The organism is Mizugakiibacter sp., from assembly GCF_039680435.1.
Lineage (GTDB): Bacteria > Pseudomonadota > Gammaproteobacteria > Xanthomonadales > Rhodanobacteraceae > Mizugakiibacter.
In genome coordinates, this window is sequence record NZ_JBDKSX010000124.1 from 1 (window position 1) to 16546 (window position 16546).

Sequence of the window (16546 nt, forward strand, 5' to 3'; positions counted from 1 at the left end):
CAGTAACCGCCGGCGGTGCCTTCCAGAGTGCGCGTCCACGGCTGGTCGAAGGCTTCGATCAGGTTGTACGGCACGCGCGCCTGCGCGGCCCAGGCGAGGAATTCGCGCACGAAGCGCGCCTCGTTCACCAGGCTCGGCACCGCGCCGGCACGCTGGCGGCCGGCGCTGGGCCAGCCGGTCTCGCCGATCAGCACCGCCTTGCCGGGAAACGCCGCGGCGACGCGCGCGCGGATGTCGCGCACGTGCGCGACCGCGTCCCGCACCGGTACGGGATCGTCTTCCCAGTACGGCAGCACGTGGATGGTGATGAAATCGACCGCGTCGGCGAGCCGCGGGTAGCGCAGCCAGAATTCCCACACGTCGGCGTAGGTGGTCGGCAGGCCGGTCGCCGTGCGCACGCGGCGGATGGCGTCGGCGAGCGTCGCCGCCGGCAGCTCGCCGCGCAGCATCACCTCGTTGCCGACGACCAGCGCGCGCACCGTGTCGCGGTACTGCCGCGCCAACGCGATGCCGGCGGCGATCTCGCGCTCGTTGGCGACCGGATCGCGCGCCAGCCACACCCCGAGCAGCACCTGCATGCCGTAGCGCCGGGCGATGCGCGGCACGGCATCCATGCCGCCGCCGACCGAGTAGGTGCGCACGCAGCCGAAGCGCGTCGACAGCGCGCGCAGGTCGCGCTCGATGCGCCCCGGCGCGATCACCGCGCGCGGATCCAGCGGCGATTCGCCCGGCTGGTGGAACGGCGTATAGGAGACGCAGGCGATGCGCCCGTCCGGCGCGTCGGCCAGCGCGACCGGACGGCCGAGGCGCCACCAGTACAGGTTGGCGGCGGCGGCGAGCAGAAGCAGCGCGAGCAGCAGCGTGCGGCGCGCAGGAACGATGGGGGACGCCATGCGGATTCCGGGTCGGGAGAACGGCCGGCGCGGCGCGCACGGTGACATGAATTTTACCTGTGCTCGGGCACGCTGCGACTAAAATGCGCGCGAATCGCGCCGCGCCGGAGAACCGTCCGCACCATGTCCGCCCGCCAGCGCCTCCATGTGCGCCTGCTGCTCACCGCCCTCGCCCTCGCCGCGCCGTTCGCCGCGGCCGACGACGACGCCGCCCAGCGCGACGTATTCCGCCAGGCCTACGCGCTGGCGCAGGACGGCGATCCCGGCTGGAAGCGCTACGCGCCGCAGCTCGAGGACTATCCGCTCTATCCCTACCTCGAAGCCGCCGCGCTGGAACACGATCTCGCGCGGGTCGACCGCGCCGCGGTCGAGGCCTACCTGACGCGCTGGCCCGACCTGATCCCTGCCGCCGAGCTGCGCCGCGACTTCCTGCAGGAACTCGCGCGCCGCCGGGACTGGGGCGACTTTCTCGCCCTCTACGATGGCCGCGGCGGCGACACGCTGGCCTGCGCCGCGCTGCAGGCGCGCCTCGCCCAGGGCGCGACGCTGGACTTCGAACGCGACCTCGCCGCGCTGTGGCAGCAACCGCGCCTGCCCGACGCCTGCGATCCGGTACTGGACTGGGCGCGCCAGCGCGGCCTGCTGACCGGCGAGCGCGTGTGGGCGCGCATCGAACGCGCCGCCGGCGCGGGCGCGGCGGGCACCGTCGCCGCGCTGGCGCCGTGGCTGCCCGCCGACGAGCAGGACGCCGCGCGCCGCATCGCCGACGCGCTGCGCGACCCGGCCGCCGCGATGGCCGCTGCGACGGCCTGGCCGGACGCGCCGCGCAGCCGCATGGCGGTGGCGCTGGGCATGCCGCGCCTCGCGCGCAGCGACAGCGGCCGCGCCGAGGCCGCCTGGAATGCGCTGGCGCCGCGCTTCGCCTTCCCCGCCGCCGAGCGCGACCGCATCCTCGCCGCGATCGCGCTGTATCGCGCCACCGACTTCGACGACGACGCGGCGGCGCGCCTGGCCGCACTGCCGGCCGACGCGCAGACCGACGCCACCCGCGAATGGCGCGTGCGCGTGGCGCTGGCCGCCCGCGATTGGAGCGGCGCGCTGGCGGCACTCGACGCGCTCTCGCCCACGCAGGCGCAGGACGCCGAGTGGCGCTACCTGCGCGCGCGCGTGCTCGACGCGCTCGGCCGCAAGGACGAAGCGCGACCGCTGTACGAGGCGCTGGCGCGCGATGCGAACTTCTACGGCTTCCTCGCCGCCGACCGCGTCGGCGCACCCTATGCGATCTGCCCCGAAACCCTCGCCGCGGACGACGCCGGTACGCAGCGCGTGCTCGCCCTGCCCGGCATGCGGCGCGCGTTCGAGTTCCATGCGCTGGACCTGCTGCCGCAGGCGCGGCGCGAATGGGCGCGCGCGTGGGAGGCGCTCGACCCGGCCGGTCGCCGCCTCGCCGCCGACCTCGCCTACCGGCGCGGCTGGTACGACCGCGCCCTGTTCGCGTTCAGCAGCGGCGACGCGCTGCGCCTGTACGAGCAGCGCTTCCCGCTGGCGCGCGAGCAGCGCGTGCTGCGCGAATCGCGCGCGGCCGGCATCGACCCGGCCTGGGCCTACGCGATCATCCGCGCCGAGAGCGCATGGGTCGCCGACGCGCGTTCCGGCGCCGACGCGCGCGGCCTGATGCAACTGCTGCCGAAGACCGCCGAACAGCTGGCGCACGCCGCAACGCTGCCCTACGCCGGCCCCGATTCGCTGTTCGATCCAGCCGTGAACATCCCGCTCGGCACGCGCTACCTGGCGCGGCTGGAACAGCGCTACGGCAACCCGTGGCTGGCCAGCGCCGCCTACAACGCCGGGCCCGACCTGCTGAACCGCTGGCTGTCCACGCGCGGCGACCTGCCGCCGGACCTGTTCATCGCCACCATCCCGTATCGCGAGACGCGCGAGTACGTCGCGCGCATCCTCGCCTTCAGCGTGATCTACGACTGGCGCATGCACGGCCAGGCGCTGGCGCTGTCCACGCGCATGCCGGCATCCGGCCAGGACTACGCGCCACCCACCGCCGACGCCGCGCGCAGGCCGGTGGTGTGCCCGGCGCCGCCGGCGGCGGAAAGCGCGGGCAGCGCGGTGACGCAGCGGCCCTAGCGTCCCGGACGCACCGAATCCGCGCTGCGGACGCACGGAACCGCGCACGCGCCGCCCCTGCCGTCGCCGGAACGGAATCCGCCGTTTCCTTGACGCAGCGCGGCGAAATGCGCGCGCCGTTCGCGGCAGGCTCGCGCGGACGCCGCCGGCCGGCGCGCGCTTGCCGCCGCGACCGCCGCGGCTCATCCTTGCCGCGCCGCAGCGCGCCTTGCGCGCGGCGCGGCACGGAATCCGCCATGTCGTCGGCGCATTCACGGAGGGGTACGCAGATGCCCGCACTACGACTGCTCGTCCTCGGCGGCACCGGCTTCGTCGGCAGCCACCTGCTGCCGCGCCTCGCCGCCGACGGCCACGCGATCACCGTGCTCTCGCGCAACCGCGAGCAGCACCTCGAATTGACCGTGCTGCCGCAGGTGCGCGTGGTCAGCGCCGACGTCTACGACCGCGCCGCGCTGGCGCGCCACCTCGGCAAGGCCGACGTCGCGCTGAACCTGGTCGGCATCCTCAACGAGACGCGCGGCCAGAGCTTCCGCCGCGTCCACGTCGAGCTGACCCATACCCTGGTCGACGCCTGCCGGCAGATGGGCGTGCCGCGGCTGGTGCAGATGAGCGCGCTGAAGGCCGGCCAAGGCGAATCGAAGTACTTACGGACGCGCGGCGAAGCGGAAACGGAGGTGAAGCAGTCCGGGCTCGCCTGGACGCTGCTGCAGTCCGCGGTGATCTTCGGCCACGGCGACGGCCTGGTGACGCGCTTCGCCGGCCTGCTGCGCATCGCGCCGGTGCTGCCGCTGGCGCGGCCGCACGCGAAGATGGCGCCGGTGTACGTCGGCGACGTGGTCGAGGCGATCGCGCGCTGCGTGGCCGCCCCGCGCGAAACCGCGGGGCGCACCTTCGAGCTGTACGGGCCCGACGTGCTGACGCTCGGCGAAATCGTGCGCCTGATCCGCGACGCGATGGGCGTGCGCCGCGCGGTGCTCGGGCTGCCGGACGCGCTCGGCCGGTTGCAGGCCGCGGTCGCCGGATGCCTGCCGGGCAAGCCGTTCTCGCTGGACAACTTCCGCTCGCTGCTGACCGATTCGGTCGGCAGCGTCGACGGCCTCGCCGCGCTCGGCATCGCGCCGCACCGCTTCGCGCCGATGCTGCCGGCGCTGCTGCACGACCGCGGCCGGCAGGCGCGCATCGAGGCGGCACGCGCCACGCTGCGCAGCTAGCAGACCTTTGTCCGGGCCGCCATGCCCGCGAAAGCGGGACTGCGCAGGCAGGAAGCCGTAGCGAACGCCGAAGGCGGCCCAACGGGCACGCCGCAGGAGCGGCGTGTCATCCATCCCGCCATCTTCAATGGATGCCCGCTTTCGCGGACATGACGTCAGTCGATTCGTGCAGGCGCTCGCTGGCGCAGGCGGCGTGGAGCCAAGGATCTTGGGCGCGGATCTGCGCGGACCGACGCGGATGAGCGCGGATGGAGACCGGGCTTTATCCGCGCCGATCCGCGCCGATCCGCGTCCAGGAATCTCTTCGGGGCAGCAATCAACGCATGGCACAATCGCGCCATGCGCATCTATCTGGTCGGCGGCGCGGTCCGCGACAGGCTGCTGGGACGCACGGTCACCGACCGCGACTACGTCGTCGTCGGCGCACGCCCCGAGGACATGCTGGCGCAAGGCTACAAGCCGGTCGGCAAGGACTTCCCGGTGTTCCTGCATCCGCAAACCGGCGAGGAGTACGCGCTGGCGCGCACCGAGCGCAAGACCGGCCGCGGCTACCACGGCTTCGCCTTCCACGCCGATCCGTCGGTGACGCTGGAACAGGACCTCGAGCGCCGCGACCTCACCATCAACGCCATGGCCGAGGACGAGCACGGCGCGCGGGTCGATCCGTTCGGCGGCGCGCGCGATCTCGAAGCGCGCGTGCTGCGTCACGTCTCGCCGGCATTCGTCGAGGACCCGGTGCGCGTGCTGCGCGTGGCGCGCTTCGCCGCGCGCTACGCGCCGCTCGGCTTCGGCGTCGCCGAAGAAACGCTGGCGCTGATGCGCGCCATGGTCGCCGACGGCGAGGTCGATCACCTGGTGCCCGAGCGGGTGTGGGCGGAGACGCAGAAGGCGCTGGCCGAGCCGCAGCCGTCGGCGTTCCTGCGCACGCTGCGCGCGTGCGGCGCGCTGGCCGCGCTGTTCCCCGAAGTCGACGCGCTGTACGGCGTGCCGCAGCGCGCGGAATTCCACCCCGAGGTCGACACCGGCGTGCACATGGAGCTGGTGCTGGACGCCGCCGCGCGGCTGGCGCCCGGCGACGCACGCGTCGGCTTCTGCGCGTTCGCGCACGACCTCGGCAAGGCGCTGACGCCGAAGCACGAGCTGCCGCGCCACGTGATGCACGAGCAGCGCGGCGTCGCGCCGTTGCGCGCGCTGTGCGCGCGCCTGAAGGTACCGGCCGACTACGCCGCGCTGGCCGAGCTGGTCTGCCGCCATCACCTGGTCGCGCACCGCGCGCTGGAACTGAAGCCCGGCACCGTGCTGGAACTGCTGGAGCAGCTCGACGCATTCCGCCGCGGCGAGCGGCTGGAAACCTTCCTGCAGGCCTGCGAGGCCGACAAGCGCGGCCGCCTCGGCCTGGCCGACGCCGCCTACCTGCAGGCCGACTACCTGCGCGCCGCCTTCGCCGCCGCCGCGGCGGTCAAGGCCGCGCCGTTCGTGGCGGACGGCCTGAACGGACCCGCCATCGCCGAAGCGATGCGCAAGGCGCGGCTGGCGGCGATCGTCGCCGTGCCGCGCCCATGTTCGAACTCCGGGTAGTTGTTCACGACCCGTGAATCCGCGAAGAAGCAGAAGGCGCAGATCAATCCATCAAATCATGGCTACCTTCCAGCGACGCCCATCGCAATCACCATTCCGGGATTTTCTACTGCCGCCCTGATTTCTTGCGGTCTTCGTACCCTGGATACTGCATCTCGCTCAGTATCCTGTCGGAATCGAAGGTAAAAAACGTATAGATGACTCGCCGCATTCCCGGCAGCAAGCTTTCCCCCATGTAGTCGTATTCGAGCTCTGACGTGCCATCTGACTTGGTCATCCACCCAGCCGGCTTGCCCAGCTTCTTGACCACCTCGGCTTTAGTGGTGGCACCCACGCGGAATGCGGAAAATCTTTTCGGAGTAAAATTGATACGCCCGCTATCTATTTCTGCTTGGCTCGGAGTCCCGAGAAACAAGCCGCCAGAGCCAGGGTAAGGATCGGGCGACTGACGTGGGGCAACGGCACAGGCCGTCAACAAGGCACATAAGGCCACGGCTATCGTCGATTTCAAGACATCCTCCTTTGTCGTCTTCACCAAATCATCCGAATTGACGTGGAACGCACCTTCACCCGCTGCTTCAGCGATACCAGTGCACCACTGCGTGTCGGGGCTGCGCCACAACGACCACATCGCCGGCGATGCGGTGCTTCAGCACGATGCCGCGATAGAGCAGCATGCCGACCAGTTCGTGCAGCGCCGCCTCGGATTTCTGCAGCGCGCCGCTCTGCGGCAGCGCGTCGCCGAGGCCTTGCGGCGGCAGGTAGCGGAAGTCGGCGGGGAAGCCGCAGGCATCGAAGCCGACGGCGCGGAAGGCCAGCAGCGCGCGCGGCATGTGCAGCGCCGAAGTGACCAGCCAGATGCGTGCGGGCACGCCGTCCAGGCGGCGCGTGTTCAGCGCGTTTCCCCAGGTGGTCTGCGAGCGCGTCTCGGTGCGGATCGCCGCCGACGGCACACCCAGCTTCATCGCGAAATGCGCCAGCAGCGTGGCTTCGGCGAGATCGAATGGGCCACCGCCGCTGACCACCAGCGTGGCGCCGGGCGTCGCGCGCCACAGATCCACCGCGGCGAGCAGGCGCCGCACGCTGGCGGTGGACAGCACGCTGGCGTCGTCCGGCCCCAGCGCGGCATGCTCCATGCCGCCGGCCAGCACGACGATGGTGGCCGGGTGCGGCGCCTGACACCGCGATGGCCGCGGCGCGCGCGCCTCGATCGCACCGACCAGCGCGTTGGCGCCGAGCGGCGTCATCAGCGCGTAGCACAGCAGCTCCAGCGCAAGACCGGACCACAGCGCCCAGCGCGGCAGGCGCCGGCGCGCCAGCCACAGCAGCAGCGCCAGCAGCAGGCCGGCGCCCAGCGGCGACAGCAGCACGTCGGGAAACGCCTGCATCACAGCCGGTGACCCTGGTCGGCCAGCAGCACCTCGGCGGGCAGCGCCAGCATGTCGAGGCCGCGCGCGAACAGCATCACCTGGAAGCGCTCGCCCATCTCGCCGGGCAGGGTCAGGCGCTTGGCCTCCTGCGCGAGGCGGTAGCGCGCGGCTTCGTCCGGCGCCGCCGCGCCGGCCGCGCTGAACGCATCGGCGAGCCCGCTGGCGATCAGGAACTGCGCCTGCGGCAGGTAGGCGCCGACGCTGAAGCCGGCGCTGTTGCCGGCCTCGGCCAGCGCGGTGAAGTCGACGAACGCGGTGAGGTCCTGCAGGCCCGGCATCCAGTACGGATCGGCGTGCGCGCGGTGCCGGTAGTGCGCGACCAGCGTGCCGTCGCTGCGCTCGGCGAGGTAGTACTCGCGGCGCGGATAGCCGTAGTCGACGAACAGCATCATGCCGGCCTCGAGCGCGCCGGCTACCGCCTGCATCCAGTACGGCAACTGCGGCAGCAGCTCGGAGCGGTAGCCGTCGGCGAACGCTTGGCCGAGGTCGGCCTCGAGGTGGCGCACCGCGCCGGCGACCAGCGCGTCGGCGGGACGGTCGACGCGCGCGAAGCGGCCCTCGCCGTCCAGCGCCACGCATTCCTCCAGCACCTCGCCGTGACGCACGGTGAAGCGCGTGGCCGGCAGCGCGTCGATCACCTCGTTGGCGAACAGCACGCCGCGCCACGCGTCTTCCGGCGGACGATCCAGCCACGCCGCGCGCGCCGCCAGCGCCGCCGGCAGCGCCGCGCGCAGCCGCGCCTGCTGGCGCTCGCGCAGGTCGGCGCTGGGTTCGAGGATCAGGTAGCGGCGCGGCAGCGTGTCCGCTTCGGCGAACGCGCGCAGCGCGGCCTCGGCGAACGCGCCGCTGCCGCCGCCGAGTTCGAGGAAATCGGCGTCCGCGCCCAGCGCGCGCAGCGCCGGCAGCACCGCGTTGACCGCGCAGCGCGCGAACAGCTCGCCGAGTTCCGGCGCGGTGACGAAGTCGCCCTCGGCGCCGAACTTGGTGCGCCCGGCGCTGTAGTAGCCCAGCCCCGGCGCGTACAGGCAGCGCTCCATGAAGCGCGAGAACGGGATGTGTCCGTGCGCGGCAATCTCCTCGCGCAACTGGTCGCGCAGGCGCCGGGACAGGGCGCGCTCGTCGGCGTCGGGTTCGGGCAGTGGGGTGGACACGGCTGGATTTCGTCGCCGCGATGTGCGGCAATCACCGGCGCTTGGCGCGAGGGCCGCAAGCATAACAGGCCGTTTGCCGGAGGAAGCCCATGCCCGAACCTGCCCATCCGCGCCCGGTCGTGCTGGTCACCGGCGCCGCCCGCCGCGTCGGCGCGACCATCGCGCGCACGCTGCACGCGGCCGGCTACGACCTCGCCGTGCACTGCCGGCGCTCGCGCGACGAGCAGGACGCGCTGATCGCCGAACTGGAGGCCGCGCGCGCCGGTTCGACGCTGGCCCTGCAGGCGGAGCTGGCCGACACCGATCGCCTGCCCGCGCTGGTCGAAGCGGTCGCGGCGCGCTTCGGCCGTCTCGACGGGCTGGTCAACAACGCCTCCGCGTTCTATCCGACGCCGCCCGGCACGGTCACGCCGCAGCAATGGCAGGAGCTGTTCGCCAGCAACGCCAAGGCGCCGTTCTTCCTGGTGCAGGCCGCGCTGCCGCAGCTGCGCGCGGCGCGCGGCGCGGTGGTCAACCTGGTCGACATCTACGCCGAGCGGCCGCTGGCCAACCACGCCGTGTACTGCATGGCCAAGGCGGCGCTGGCGATGATGACGCTGGCGCTGGCGCGCGACCTCGGCCCCGAGGTGCGCGTCAACGGCGTCGCGCCCGGCGCGGTGCTGTGGCCGGAGGCCGGCAAGGCAACGGCCGAACGCGAGGCGCTGCTGGCGCGCACGCCGCTGGGCCGCGCCGGCACGCCTGAGGACGTCGCCGGCGCCGTGCTGTGGCTGCTGCGCGACGCCAGCTACGTCACCGGCGAGATCGTGCGCGTGGACGGCGGACGCGCGCTGGCGATGTGAGCGCGCCCGCGCGCGGAAACACCGCGCACGGGCGTGGCGTGCGCTGCGCGCGCGTCATCCATGCACCACGCCACGCGCGGCGCGGACGCATGTTCAACCGTCCAGCGAGGCCGGATACAGCGGCTCCGTTTCATGCGGAAACGCCGCCCACAGCTCGGCGAGGGTCCTGCCGCTGACGGGATGGCGCAGCTCCGGCGCGATGTCGGCCAGCGGCTTCAGCACGAACGCGTGGGCGAGCTCCCTGCGCGGGATTTCCAGATGGCCGGGGCCGCGCAGCACCGCGTCGTCGTACAGCACGATGTCGACGTCGAGCGTGCGGCTGGAATAGCGCGGCACGTCGCGGCGGCGGCCGTGACGGTCCTCCAGCGCGTGCAGCCAGGCGTCCAGCGCGAGCGGGTCGAGGTCGGCGTCGAGGCCGACGGCGAGGTTGAGGAAGTCCGGGCCCTCGAAACCGACCGCGGGCGTGCGGTACGCGGGCGAAACGGTCAGCGCGCCGAAGCGCGCGGCGAGCTCGTCCAGCGCCGCGCGCAGGTGGCGTTGCGGTTCGAGGTTGGAGCCGAGGCTGAGCCAGGCGCGCGCCATCGCCTAACCCGGGCGCACGCCGCGCTCGATGTGCACGCCCACCGCCTTCGCGCCGCGCACCGCGCCTGGCTTGGAGAGCTTCAGGCGCACCCAGGCCACGCCGAACTCGTCGCGGACGATCGCCGCGCAGCGCTCGGCCAGCGTCTCCACCAGCTGGAAGCTGGAACCTTCGACGAAGCCGATCAGGCGCTTCGACACCGCCTTGTAGTCGAGCGTGTCCTCGATGCGGTCGCTGGCCGCCGGCTTCGTGTTGTCGAACGCCATCTCGATGTCCAGCGCCACGGTCTGGCGCACGCGGCGCTCCCAGTCGTAGATGCCGATGACGGTGTCGATGCGCAGGTCTTCGATGAAGACGATGTCCATGGGGTGATGTCCGCCGTATTCGATAAGGGTGCGCCCATGCCCACGGGAGGCGCACCTCCGCAACCCCGCGCGCGCCGATGAAACCGGCGCGAGCCGCCCCCCTCGACTCAAGGAGCCCCGGAAAATGCGGCGCACGCCCCGCGCCCACGCGCCGGCCGCCTCGACCGAGGCGATGATGTCATGCGGCGACCGCCGGCAGCGACGCCAGCTCCCAGCGCGGGAACACGCGGATCGCGGCGTCCTGGTGCTGGCCCGCGGCGAGGCGCAGCGCGCCGGCCAGCGCGATCATCGCGCCGTTGTCGGTGCAGAACTCCAGGCGCGGGAAGCAGGCGCGGAAGCCTTCGCGCGCGCCCGCCTCGGCAAGCTGCGCGCGCAGGCGGCGATTGGCGCCGACGCCGCCGGCGATCACCAGGTTGCGCGCGCCGGTCGCCTCCAGCGCGCGCCGGCACTTGATGGTCAGCGTGTCGACGATCGCCTCCTCGAAGGCGCGGGCGATGTCGGCGCGGGTCTGCTCGCCGCCGTCGCTGTCCCGCCAGGCCAGCAGCACCTGGGTCTTCAGGCCGGAGAAGCTGAAGTCCAGCCCGGGCCGGTCGGTCATCGGCCGCGCGAAGCGGTAGGCGCCGGCGCGCCCCTGCTCGGCCAGCCTGGCCAGCGTCGGGCCGCCCGGATAGGGCAGGCCCATCAGCTTGGCGGTCTTGTCGAAAGCCTCGCCGGCGGCATCGTCCAGGGTGTCGCCGAGCAGGCGGTACTGGCCGATCCCGGCCACGTGCACCAGCATCGAGTGGCCGCCGGACACCAGCAGGGCCACGAACGGCGGCGCCGGCGGGTCCGGCTCCAGCAGCGGCGCCAGCAGGTGCCCTTCCATGTGGTGCACGCCGATCGCCGGCACGTCCAGCGCCCAGGCCAGGGCGCGCGCGCAGGCGGCGCCGACCAGCAGCGCCCCGACCAGGCCGGGGCCGGCGGTGTAGGCGACCCCGCCCAGCTCGCGCAGGCCGAGGCCGGCCGCGGCCACGGTTTCGCGCACCAGCGGCAACAGCTTGCGCACGTGGTCGCGACTGGCCAGCTCCGGCACCACCCCGCCGTAGTCGGCATGCAGGCGGATCTGGCTGTACAGCCGGTGCGCCAGCAGCCCGCGGCCGGGGGCGTAGACGGCCACCCCGGTCTCGTCGCAGGAGGATTCGATGCCCAATACGGGTTTTGAAACTGTCCGGTCGCTCACGCTATACTTTGCGGCTCGCCCCTTCGGAAGGGGCAAGTTTACCAGCGGAGAGACCATGCCCAACGTCAAGGTTCGCGAGAACGAGCCGTTCGAGATCGCCCTGCGCCGCTTCAAGCGCACCTGCGAGAAGGCCGGCGTTCTGGCCGAGACCCGCAAGCGCGAGTTCTACGAGAAGCCGACCCAGGAACGCAAGCGCAAGCGCGCCGCGGCGGTGAAGCGCCACCTGCGCCGCCTGTCGCGCGAAACCGCGCGCCGCACGCGCCTGTACTGAGTCCAGGTTTCGCCTTCTCCGCTGGCCGGTGCCCGGCGGGTGCCGGCTTTTGCGTCTCGAGGATTCCCGCGCCATGTCGCTGAAGGACCGCCTCAACGAGGACATGAAGACCGCCCTCAAGGCCGGCGACAAGTCGCGCCTGGGCGTGATTCGCCTGATCGGCGCCGCGGTCAAGCAGCGCGAGGTGGACGAGCGCATCGCGCTCGACGACGCCCAGGTGCTGGCGGTCATGGAGAAGATGCTCAAGCAGCGCCGCGACTCGCTGGCGCAGTTCGAGCAGGCCGGCCGCAGCGACCTGGCCGCGCAGGAAAGCTTCGAGATCGGCGTGATCGAGGCCTACCTGCCGGCCAAGCTGTCCGACGCCGAGCTGGACCGGCTGATCGACGCCGCCATCGCCGAATCCGGCGCGGCCTCCGCCCGCGACATGGGCAAGGTGATGGCGATCGTCAAGGACAGGGCCGCCGGCCGCGCCGACATGGGGCAGGTTTCCAAGCGGGTGAAGGACAAGCTGGCGGGTTGAGTCGCATCCCCCGCAAGCAGCGAACGCCGCCTGCGGGCGGCGTTTTCGTTCGGTGCGGACCGCGCCACGGGCGCGGCGCTTTTCCGGCCCCGGCATGGCATGCTTGACCGATCATGCGCGGCCGCATCCCCGACCAGTTCATCGACGACCTGCTCGCCCGCGTCGACATCGTCGACGTGATCGAGCGGCGCGTGCCGCTGAAGAAGGCGGGGCGCGAGTGGACCGCGCGCTGCCCGTTCCACGACGAGCGCTCGCCGTCGTTCTACGTCAGCCCGGTCAAGCAGTTCTTCCACTGCTTCGGCTGCGGCGCGCACGGCAGTGCGATCAAGTTCCTGATGGACTACGAGCGCCTGGAATTCCAGGACGCGGTCGAGGAACTGGCGCAGTCGGTCGGCCTGAAGGTGCCCTACGAAGGCGGCGCCGAGCGCCCGCGCGAGGACAAGACCGACCTCTACACGCTGCTCGACGCCGCCGCCGCGTTCTACGAGGCGGAGCTGCCGAAGCACGCCGAGGCGCAGGCCTACTGCAAGCGCCGCGGCCTCGACGCCGAGACGATCAAGCGCTTCCGCATCGGCTGGGCGCCGGGCGGCTGGGACGGCGTGCTGAAGAAGCTCGGCACCACGCCGCAGCGCGCCAAGCTGCTGGACGAGGCCGGCATGGTGTCCAGCAACGAACGCGGCAAGTACGACCGTTTCCGCGAACGCCTGATGTTCCCGATCCTCGACCGCCGCGGCCGCGTGATCGCATTCGGCGGAAGGATCCTCCCCAGCGCCAACCCCGCGCGCGAAGCCCACGAAGCGGGCGCTCCCGCCGCCACTTCCCCCAAGAAGGGCGACGGCCCGAAATACCTCAACTCGCCGGAAACGCCGCTGTTCCACAAGGGCCGCGAGCTGTTCGCGCTGTGGCAGGTGAAGCAGGCCAACACCAAACTGGACAAGCTGTTGGTGGTGGAAGGCTACATGGACGTGATCGCGCTGCATCAGGCCGGCCTGCCGATCGCGGTGGCGACGCTCGGCACCGCGACCACGCACGACCACGCCGAGCTGCTGTTCCGCGCCGCGCCGGACGTCTATTTCTGCTTCGACGGCGACCGCGCCGGCCGCTCGGCGGCGTGGCGCGCGCTGGAATCGGTGCTGCCGCGCCTGCGCGACGGCCGCCAGGCGTACTTCCTGTTCCTGCCCGAGGGCGAGGATCCGGACACGCTGGTACGCAAGGAAGGCAAGGACGGTTTCGAGCAGCGCCTGAAGCAAGCGATGCCGCTGTCGGACTACTTCTTCGAGGAACTGGCGCACGACGTCAACATGGCCAGCCTCGACGGCCGCGCGCGCCTGGCCGAACGCGCCAGGCCGCTGCTGGCGCGCCTGCCCGACGGCGCGTTCCGCGACCTGATGGTCCAGGAGCTCAGCAAGCGCACCGGCGTGCACGCGGCCGCGGTCGGCGGCGCCGCGGCCGCGCCGGCGGCGCGCGCCGCGCCGCGCGCGGTCGCCAAGCGCAGCCTGGTGCGCAGCGTGATCACGCTGCTGCTGGCGCAGCCGAAGCTGGCCGAGCTGGCCGCGCCGCCCTACCCGTTCGCGGCGCTGGACAAGCCCGGCATCGGCCTGCTGATCGAACTGCTGGAGATCGCGCGCGCGCGGCCGGGCCTGACCACGGCGACGCTGCTCGAACATTTCGCCGATCGCGCCGAAGCGCCCGCGCTGCACAAGCTCGCGGTGGTCGAATTCCCCGGCGACGGCGACGACGCCCTGCGCACCGAGTTCCTGGGCGGCCTGCAGCGGCTGGCCGAGGAATCCAACCAGCAGCGTCTCCTCGGCATCCAGGACAAGATCCGCCGCGAAGGGCTGGCCGCGCTCAGCGCGGAGGAAAAGGCCGAATACCAGGCGCTGGCGCTGAAGAAGAAGAACCAGGACCTCGCACGCCAGAGCAGGACCTAGGGTCGGCCACGCCGCAGTCCGCCGGATGGGCTTCGCGGCACTCGATCCATCCCGCGCGAAGGCGCGCGACGGCGCCTTCGCCGAGACAGGCCGGAGACGGCCATGTGCCGGCCGCCCCGGCCGCGTGGCTCAGTGGGGCCGCCGCGTCGCGGACTCGCCCGACGCCATCTTGCGCTCCTTCCCGCCGCCGAACATCTGCGGGTAGACGATGCCCTGGCTGAACGCGCCGAAGTGCTTGCGCGTGATGTCGTGCACCTGCTCCGCGGTGGTGGCGTTCGTCCAGTCGCGTTGCAGCTCGAACATCACCTGCTGCCAGGTCACCGGGATCGCGCCGGCGAGCATCATGCGCTGCACGGCGATCTCGTGGGCCTCGCTGGTCGGCGCGCCGCCGGTGTCGGTGACCGGATACGCCCGGTAGCCGTCGCCGATCGCCGACAGCGTCGTGTAGGTCAGTCCGACATGCGACCACAATCCCGCGATCAGCAGCTTGTTGCGCTTGGTCTTCTTTACCGCAGCGAGCACCTTCTCGTCACGCCACGCATCCAGCGCAGTGCGGTCGATCGTGGGCACGTCGGACGGCAGCACCGCCTGCAGATCCATGAACAGCGGACCGTTGATCGAATTCGAGGCCAGCGTGCTGACCACGATCGGCAGATTGAAGGTTTCCGCCGCCCGCGTCAGCGCGACGACATTGTTGATGACGACATCGCGATCGCGCGACTTGACCGCGAAGAGCATCTGCGCCTGGTAGTCGAGCAGCAGCAGAGCGCAGTTGGAGGGTTCCAGCAACTCGAAATTATTGGACTGTGTTGGCATGACGGATTCTCCGGCAATTTCGACGCCGCATCGGTAGGATTCACAGCGGCACGCCGAAAGCTACACCAACGCAAACACGCTGCCATCGACGCATCGATCATGCCCGCGCCGCGCGATCGCCGCACAATCGAGGAAACGATTCAGCGCGCGCTCGGGAAGATAAACGCGGCGTGAGAAAGGCGTAACGCCAACATCAGAAATACCGAAATCCCGGCGCGTCGCGCCGCGCGCACGTGTTCGTGCAGCAACACAAGTTCACACGCGCTCGCCGCGAGGCTCGAAGCGCTTCACCGCCGCTCCGGCATCGCGATGCGCGCGCTCCGCGGCGGCGAGGTGACGCGCGATCGCCAGCCCCAGCACGCACAGCGCGGCGACGTAGTGCGCCGGCGCCAGCGGCACGCGCGCGATCATCAGCGCCACCGCCAGCGGCGTCAGCCCGCCGAACACGGCGTAGGCGACGTTGTAGGCGAAGGCGACGCCGGAGAAGCGCACCGCGGCCGGAAACGCGCGCACCATCACCACCGGCACCACGCCGACCACGCCGACGCAGAAGCCGGCCGCGGCGTACAGCGCGAACAGTCGTTGCGGCGCCGCGCCGAGGCCGAGATACAGCGCATACACCGCGACCAGCAGCGCCGCGCAGCCGAGCCGCAGCGCGCGCGCCGCGCCCATGCGGTCGGCCAGCGCGCCGAACGCGACGCAGCCCAGCGCCAGCGCCAGCGTGGCGAGACTGTTGGCCTCCAGCGCGCGCGCCGGCGCGAAGCTGTACAGCTTCTGCAGCAGCGTCGGCGTCATCAGGATCACCACCACGATCGCGGCGGTCAGCACCCAGGTCAGCAGCATCGACAGCGCGACCGCCCGGCCGTGGCCGCGCAGCACCTCGCGCAGCGGCAGTCCGCGCACCAGTCCCCGGCGCGCGCGCAGCACCTCGAACACCGGCGTCTCCGCCAGCCAGCGGCGCAGGAACACGGCGAAGAAGCCGAACACGCCGCCGAGCAGGAACGGGATGCGCCAGGCGAACGCCAGCACGTCGTGCGGCGCATACGCCTTGGTGACCGCAGTCGCCACCAGCGAGCCCAGCAGGATGCCGAGCGTCAGTCCCGCGGTCAGCGTGCCGCAGGCGAAGCCGACGCGGCGCGCGGGCACGTGCTCGGCGACGAACACCCACGCGCCCGGCACTTCGCCGCCGACCGCCGCGCCCTGCAGGACGCGCAGCGCGAGCAGCGCCAGCGGCGCGGCGTAGCCGACGACGGCATAGGTCGGCAGCAGGCCGATCAGCAGCGTCGGCACCGCCATCAGGAACACGCTCAGCGTGAACATGCGCTTGCGTCCGCCGCGGTCGCCGAAGTGCGCCATCACCACGCCGCCCAGCGGCCGCGCCAGGTAGCCGGCGGCGAACAGGCCGAACGCCTGCAGCTGGCGCAGCCAGTCGGGCGTGTCGGGCGGAAAGAACAGTTGCCCGATCGTCGCGGTGAAGTAGACGAAGATGATGAAGTCGTAGAACTCGAGCGCGCCGCCGAGCGACGCCAGCGCCAGCGTCTTCAGGTCGCGGCGGTCGAGCGGGCGTTCGGCGGGCGGCGCGCCGGCGGTCTCGCGGGTCATC

General features: G+C 72.1%; 15 protein-coding genes and 1 pseudogene. 7 read left to right on the forward strand and 9 right to left on the reverse strand.

What is annotated here, in order from left to right; all coding sequences use genetic code 11:
* Nucleotides 1–893, reverse strand: a pseudogene (locus ABFC67_RS13190) (glycoside hydrolase family 17); the annotation flags it as partial.
* A 123-nt stretch (nt 894–1016) separates the two neighbouring features.
* Here ABFC67_RS13190 and ABFC67_RS13195 point away from each other — a divergent pair.
* The 3 genes from ABFC67_RS13195 (at nt 1017) to ABFC67_RS13205 (ending at nt 5821) form a co-directional block, all read left to right on the forward strand.
* Complete coding sequence (locus ABFC67_RS13195) at nt 1017–3032, forward strand: transglycosylase SLT domain-containing protein (protein ID WP_346738491.1); 2016 nt, start codon at nt 1017–1019, stop codon at nt 3030–3032.
* A gap of 269 nt (nt 3033–3301) precedes the next feature.
* On the forward strand, nt 3302–4243 hold the full coding sequence (locus ABFC67_RS13200) for a complex I NDUFA9 subunit family protein (RefSeq protein WP_346738492.1): 942 nt from the start codon (nt 3302–3304) through the stop codon (nt 4241–4243).
* A 339-nt stretch (nt 4244–4582) separates the two neighbouring features.
* Nucleotides 4583–5821: a multifunctional CCA addition/repair protein gene (locus tag ABFC67_RS13205; RefSeq protein ID WP_346738493.1), complete on the forward strand. Its 1239-nt coding sequence runs from the start codon at nt 4583–4585 to the stop codon at nt 5819–5821.
* A 106-nt stretch (nt 5822–5927) separates the two neighbouring features.
* Here the strand turns inward: ABFC67_RS13205 and ABFC67_RS13210 are convergent, their stop codons facing one another.
* From ABFC67_RS13210 to ABFC67_RS13220, 3 genes are read right to left on the reverse strand one after another with little or no spacing between them, the layout of a single operon-like run.
* A complete protein-coding gene (locus tag ABFC67_RS13210; protein ID WP_346738494.1) occupies nt 5928–6356 on the reverse strand; it encodes a hypothetical protein in 429 nt (142 codons plus the stop codon).
* 43 nt (nt 6357–6399) lie between these two features.
* Nucleotides 6400–7209: a YdcF family protein gene (locus tag ABFC67_RS13215; RefSeq protein ID WP_346738495.1), complete on the reverse strand. Its 810-nt coding sequence runs from the start codon at nt 7207–7209 to the stop codon at nt 6400–6402.
* A complete protein-coding gene (locus ABFC67_RS13220; protein WP_346738496.1) occupies nt 7209–8402 on the reverse strand; it encodes an SAM-dependent methyltransferase in 1194 nt (397 codons plus the stop codon). The genes ABFC67_RS13215 and ABFC67_RS13220 overlap by 1 nt, the downstream gene beginning before the upstream one ends.
* 89 nt (nt 8403–8491) lie before the next feature.
* On the opposite strand from ABFC67_RS13220, the gene ABFC67_RS13225 reads away from it, so the two are divergent.
* On the forward strand, nt 8492–9241 hold the full coding sequence (locus tag ABFC67_RS13225; protein WP_346738497.1) for a pteridine reductase: 750 nt from the start codon (nt 8492–8494) through the stop codon (nt 9239–9241).
* Between the two features lie 93 nt (nt 9242–9334).
* On the opposite strand, the gene folK is transcribed toward ABFC67_RS13225, so the two are convergent.
* The 3 genes from folK to tsaD all read right to left on the reverse strand — a co-directional run bounded on the left by folK (nt 9335) and on the right by tsaD (nt 11405).
* Complete coding sequence (folK, locus tag ABFC67_RS13230; protein ID WP_346738498.1) at nt 9335–9823, reverse strand: 2-amino-4-hydroxy-6-hydroxymethyldihydropteridine diphosphokinase; 489 nt, start codon at nt 9821–9823, stop codon at nt 9335–9337.
* Between the two features lie 3 nt (nt 9824–9826).
* Nucleotides 9827–10186 carry a dihydroneopterin aldolase gene (gene folB / locus ABFC67_RS13235; RefSeq protein ID WP_346738499.1) on the reverse strand — a complete coding sequence of 120 codons (360 nt, stop codon included), beginning with the start codon at nt 10184–10186 and terminating at the stop codon, nt 9827–9829.
* Nucleotides 10187–10364: 178 nt separating this feature from the next.
* Complete coding sequence (tsaD, locus tag ABFC67_RS13240) at nt 10365–11405, reverse strand: tRNA (adenosine(37)-N6)-threonylcarbamoyltransferase complex transferase subunit TsaD (RefSeq protein WP_346738500.1); 1041 nt, start codon at nt 11403–11405, stop codon at nt 10365–10367.
* A gap of 55 nt (nt 11406–11460) precedes the next feature.
* Here tsaD and rpsU point away from each other — a divergent pair, with 55 nt between their 5' ends.
* From rpsU to ABFC67_RS13255, 3 genes are all read left to right on the forward strand, one after another.
* A complete protein-coding gene (gene rpsU, locus ABFC67_RS13245) occupies nt 11461–11676 on the forward strand; it encodes a 30S ribosomal protein S21 (RefSeq protein WP_346738501.1) in 216 nt (71 codons plus the stop codon).
* A gap of 73 nt (nt 11677–11749) precedes the next feature.
* Nucleotides 11750–12196, forward strand: a complete 447-nt coding sequence (locus ABFC67_RS13250) for a GatB/YqeY domain-containing protein (protein ID WP_346738502.1) — start codon at nt 11750–11752, stop codon at nt 12194–12196.
* A gap of 113 nt (nt 12197–12309) precedes the next feature.
* Nucleotides 12310–14127, forward strand: a complete 1818-nt coding sequence (locus ABFC67_RS13255; protein ID WP_346738503.1) for a DNA primase — start codon at nt 12310–12312, stop codon at nt 14125–14127.
* A 129-nt stretch (nt 14128–14256) separates the two neighbouring features.
* Here ABFC67_RS13255 and ABFC67_RS13260 read toward each other — a convergent pair whose 3' ends face one another.
* Nucleotides 14257–14943 carry an isochorismatase family protein gene (locus tag ABFC67_RS13260; protein ID WP_346738504.1) on the reverse strand — a complete coding sequence of 229 codons (687 nt, stop codon included), beginning with the start codon at nt 14941–14943 and terminating at the stop codon, nt 14257–14259.
* 255 nt (nt 14944–15198) lie between these two features.
* Nucleotides 15199–16545 carry an MFS transporter gene (locus tag ABFC67_RS13265; protein ID WP_346738505.1) on the reverse strand — a complete coding sequence of 449 codons (1347 nt, stop codon included), beginning with the start codon at nt 16543–16545 and terminating at the stop codon, nt 15199–15201.
* Between the last annotated feature and the right edge of the window lies 1 nt (nt 16546).

Bases quoted from the DNA above. Each gene is read 5' to 3' on its own strand.
- ABFC67_RS13265 (WP_346738505.1), bottom strand. From the start codon at position 16,545: ATGACCCGCGAGACCGCCGGCGCGCCGCCCGCCGAACGCCCGCTCGAC.
- ABFC67_RS13205 (WP_346738493.1), top strand. From the start codon at position 4,583: ATGCGCATCTATCTGGTCGGCGGCGCGGTCCGCGACAGGCTGCTGGGA.
- ABFC67_RS13250 (WP_346738502.1), top strand. From the start codon at position 11,750: ATGTCGCTGAAGGACCGCCTCAACGAGGACATGAAGACCGCCCTCAAG.
- ABFC67_RS13255 (WP_346738503.1), top strand. From the start codon at position 12,310: ATGCGCGGCCGCATCCCCGACCAGTTCATCGACGACCTGCTCGCCCGC.
- ABFC67_RS13215 (WP_346738495.1), bottom strand. From the start codon at position 7,209: ATGCAGGCGTTTCCCGACGTGCTGCTGTCGCCGCTGGGCGCCGGCCTG.
- ABFC67_RS13225 (WP_346738497.1), top strand. From the start codon at position 8,492: ATGCCCGAACCTGCCCATCCGCGCCCGGTCGTGCTGGTCACCGGCGCC.
- folK (WP_346738498.1), bottom strand. From the start codon at position 9,823: ATGGCGCGCGCCTGGCTCAGCCTCGGCTCCAACCTCGAACCGCAACGC.
- folB (WP_346738499.1), bottom strand. From the start codon at position 10,186: ATGGACATCGTCTTCATCGAAGACCTGCGCATCGACACCGTCATCGGC.
- ABFC67_RS13260 (WP_346738504.1), bottom strand. From the start codon at position 14,943: ATGCCAACACAGTCCAATAATTTCGAGTTGCTGGAACCCTCCAACTGC.
- ABFC67_RS13195 (WP_346738491.1), top strand. From the start codon at position 1,017: ATGTCCGCCCGCCAGCGCCTCCATGTGCGCCTGCTGCTCACCGCCCTC.
- ABFC67_RS13200 (WP_346738492.1), top strand. From the start codon at position 3,302: ATGCCCGCACTACGACTGCTCGTCCTCGGCGGCACCGGCTTCGTCGGC.
- rpsU (WP_346738501.1), top strand. From the start codon at position 11,461: ATGCCCAACGTCAAGGTTCGCGAGAACGAGCCGTTCGAGATCGCCCTG.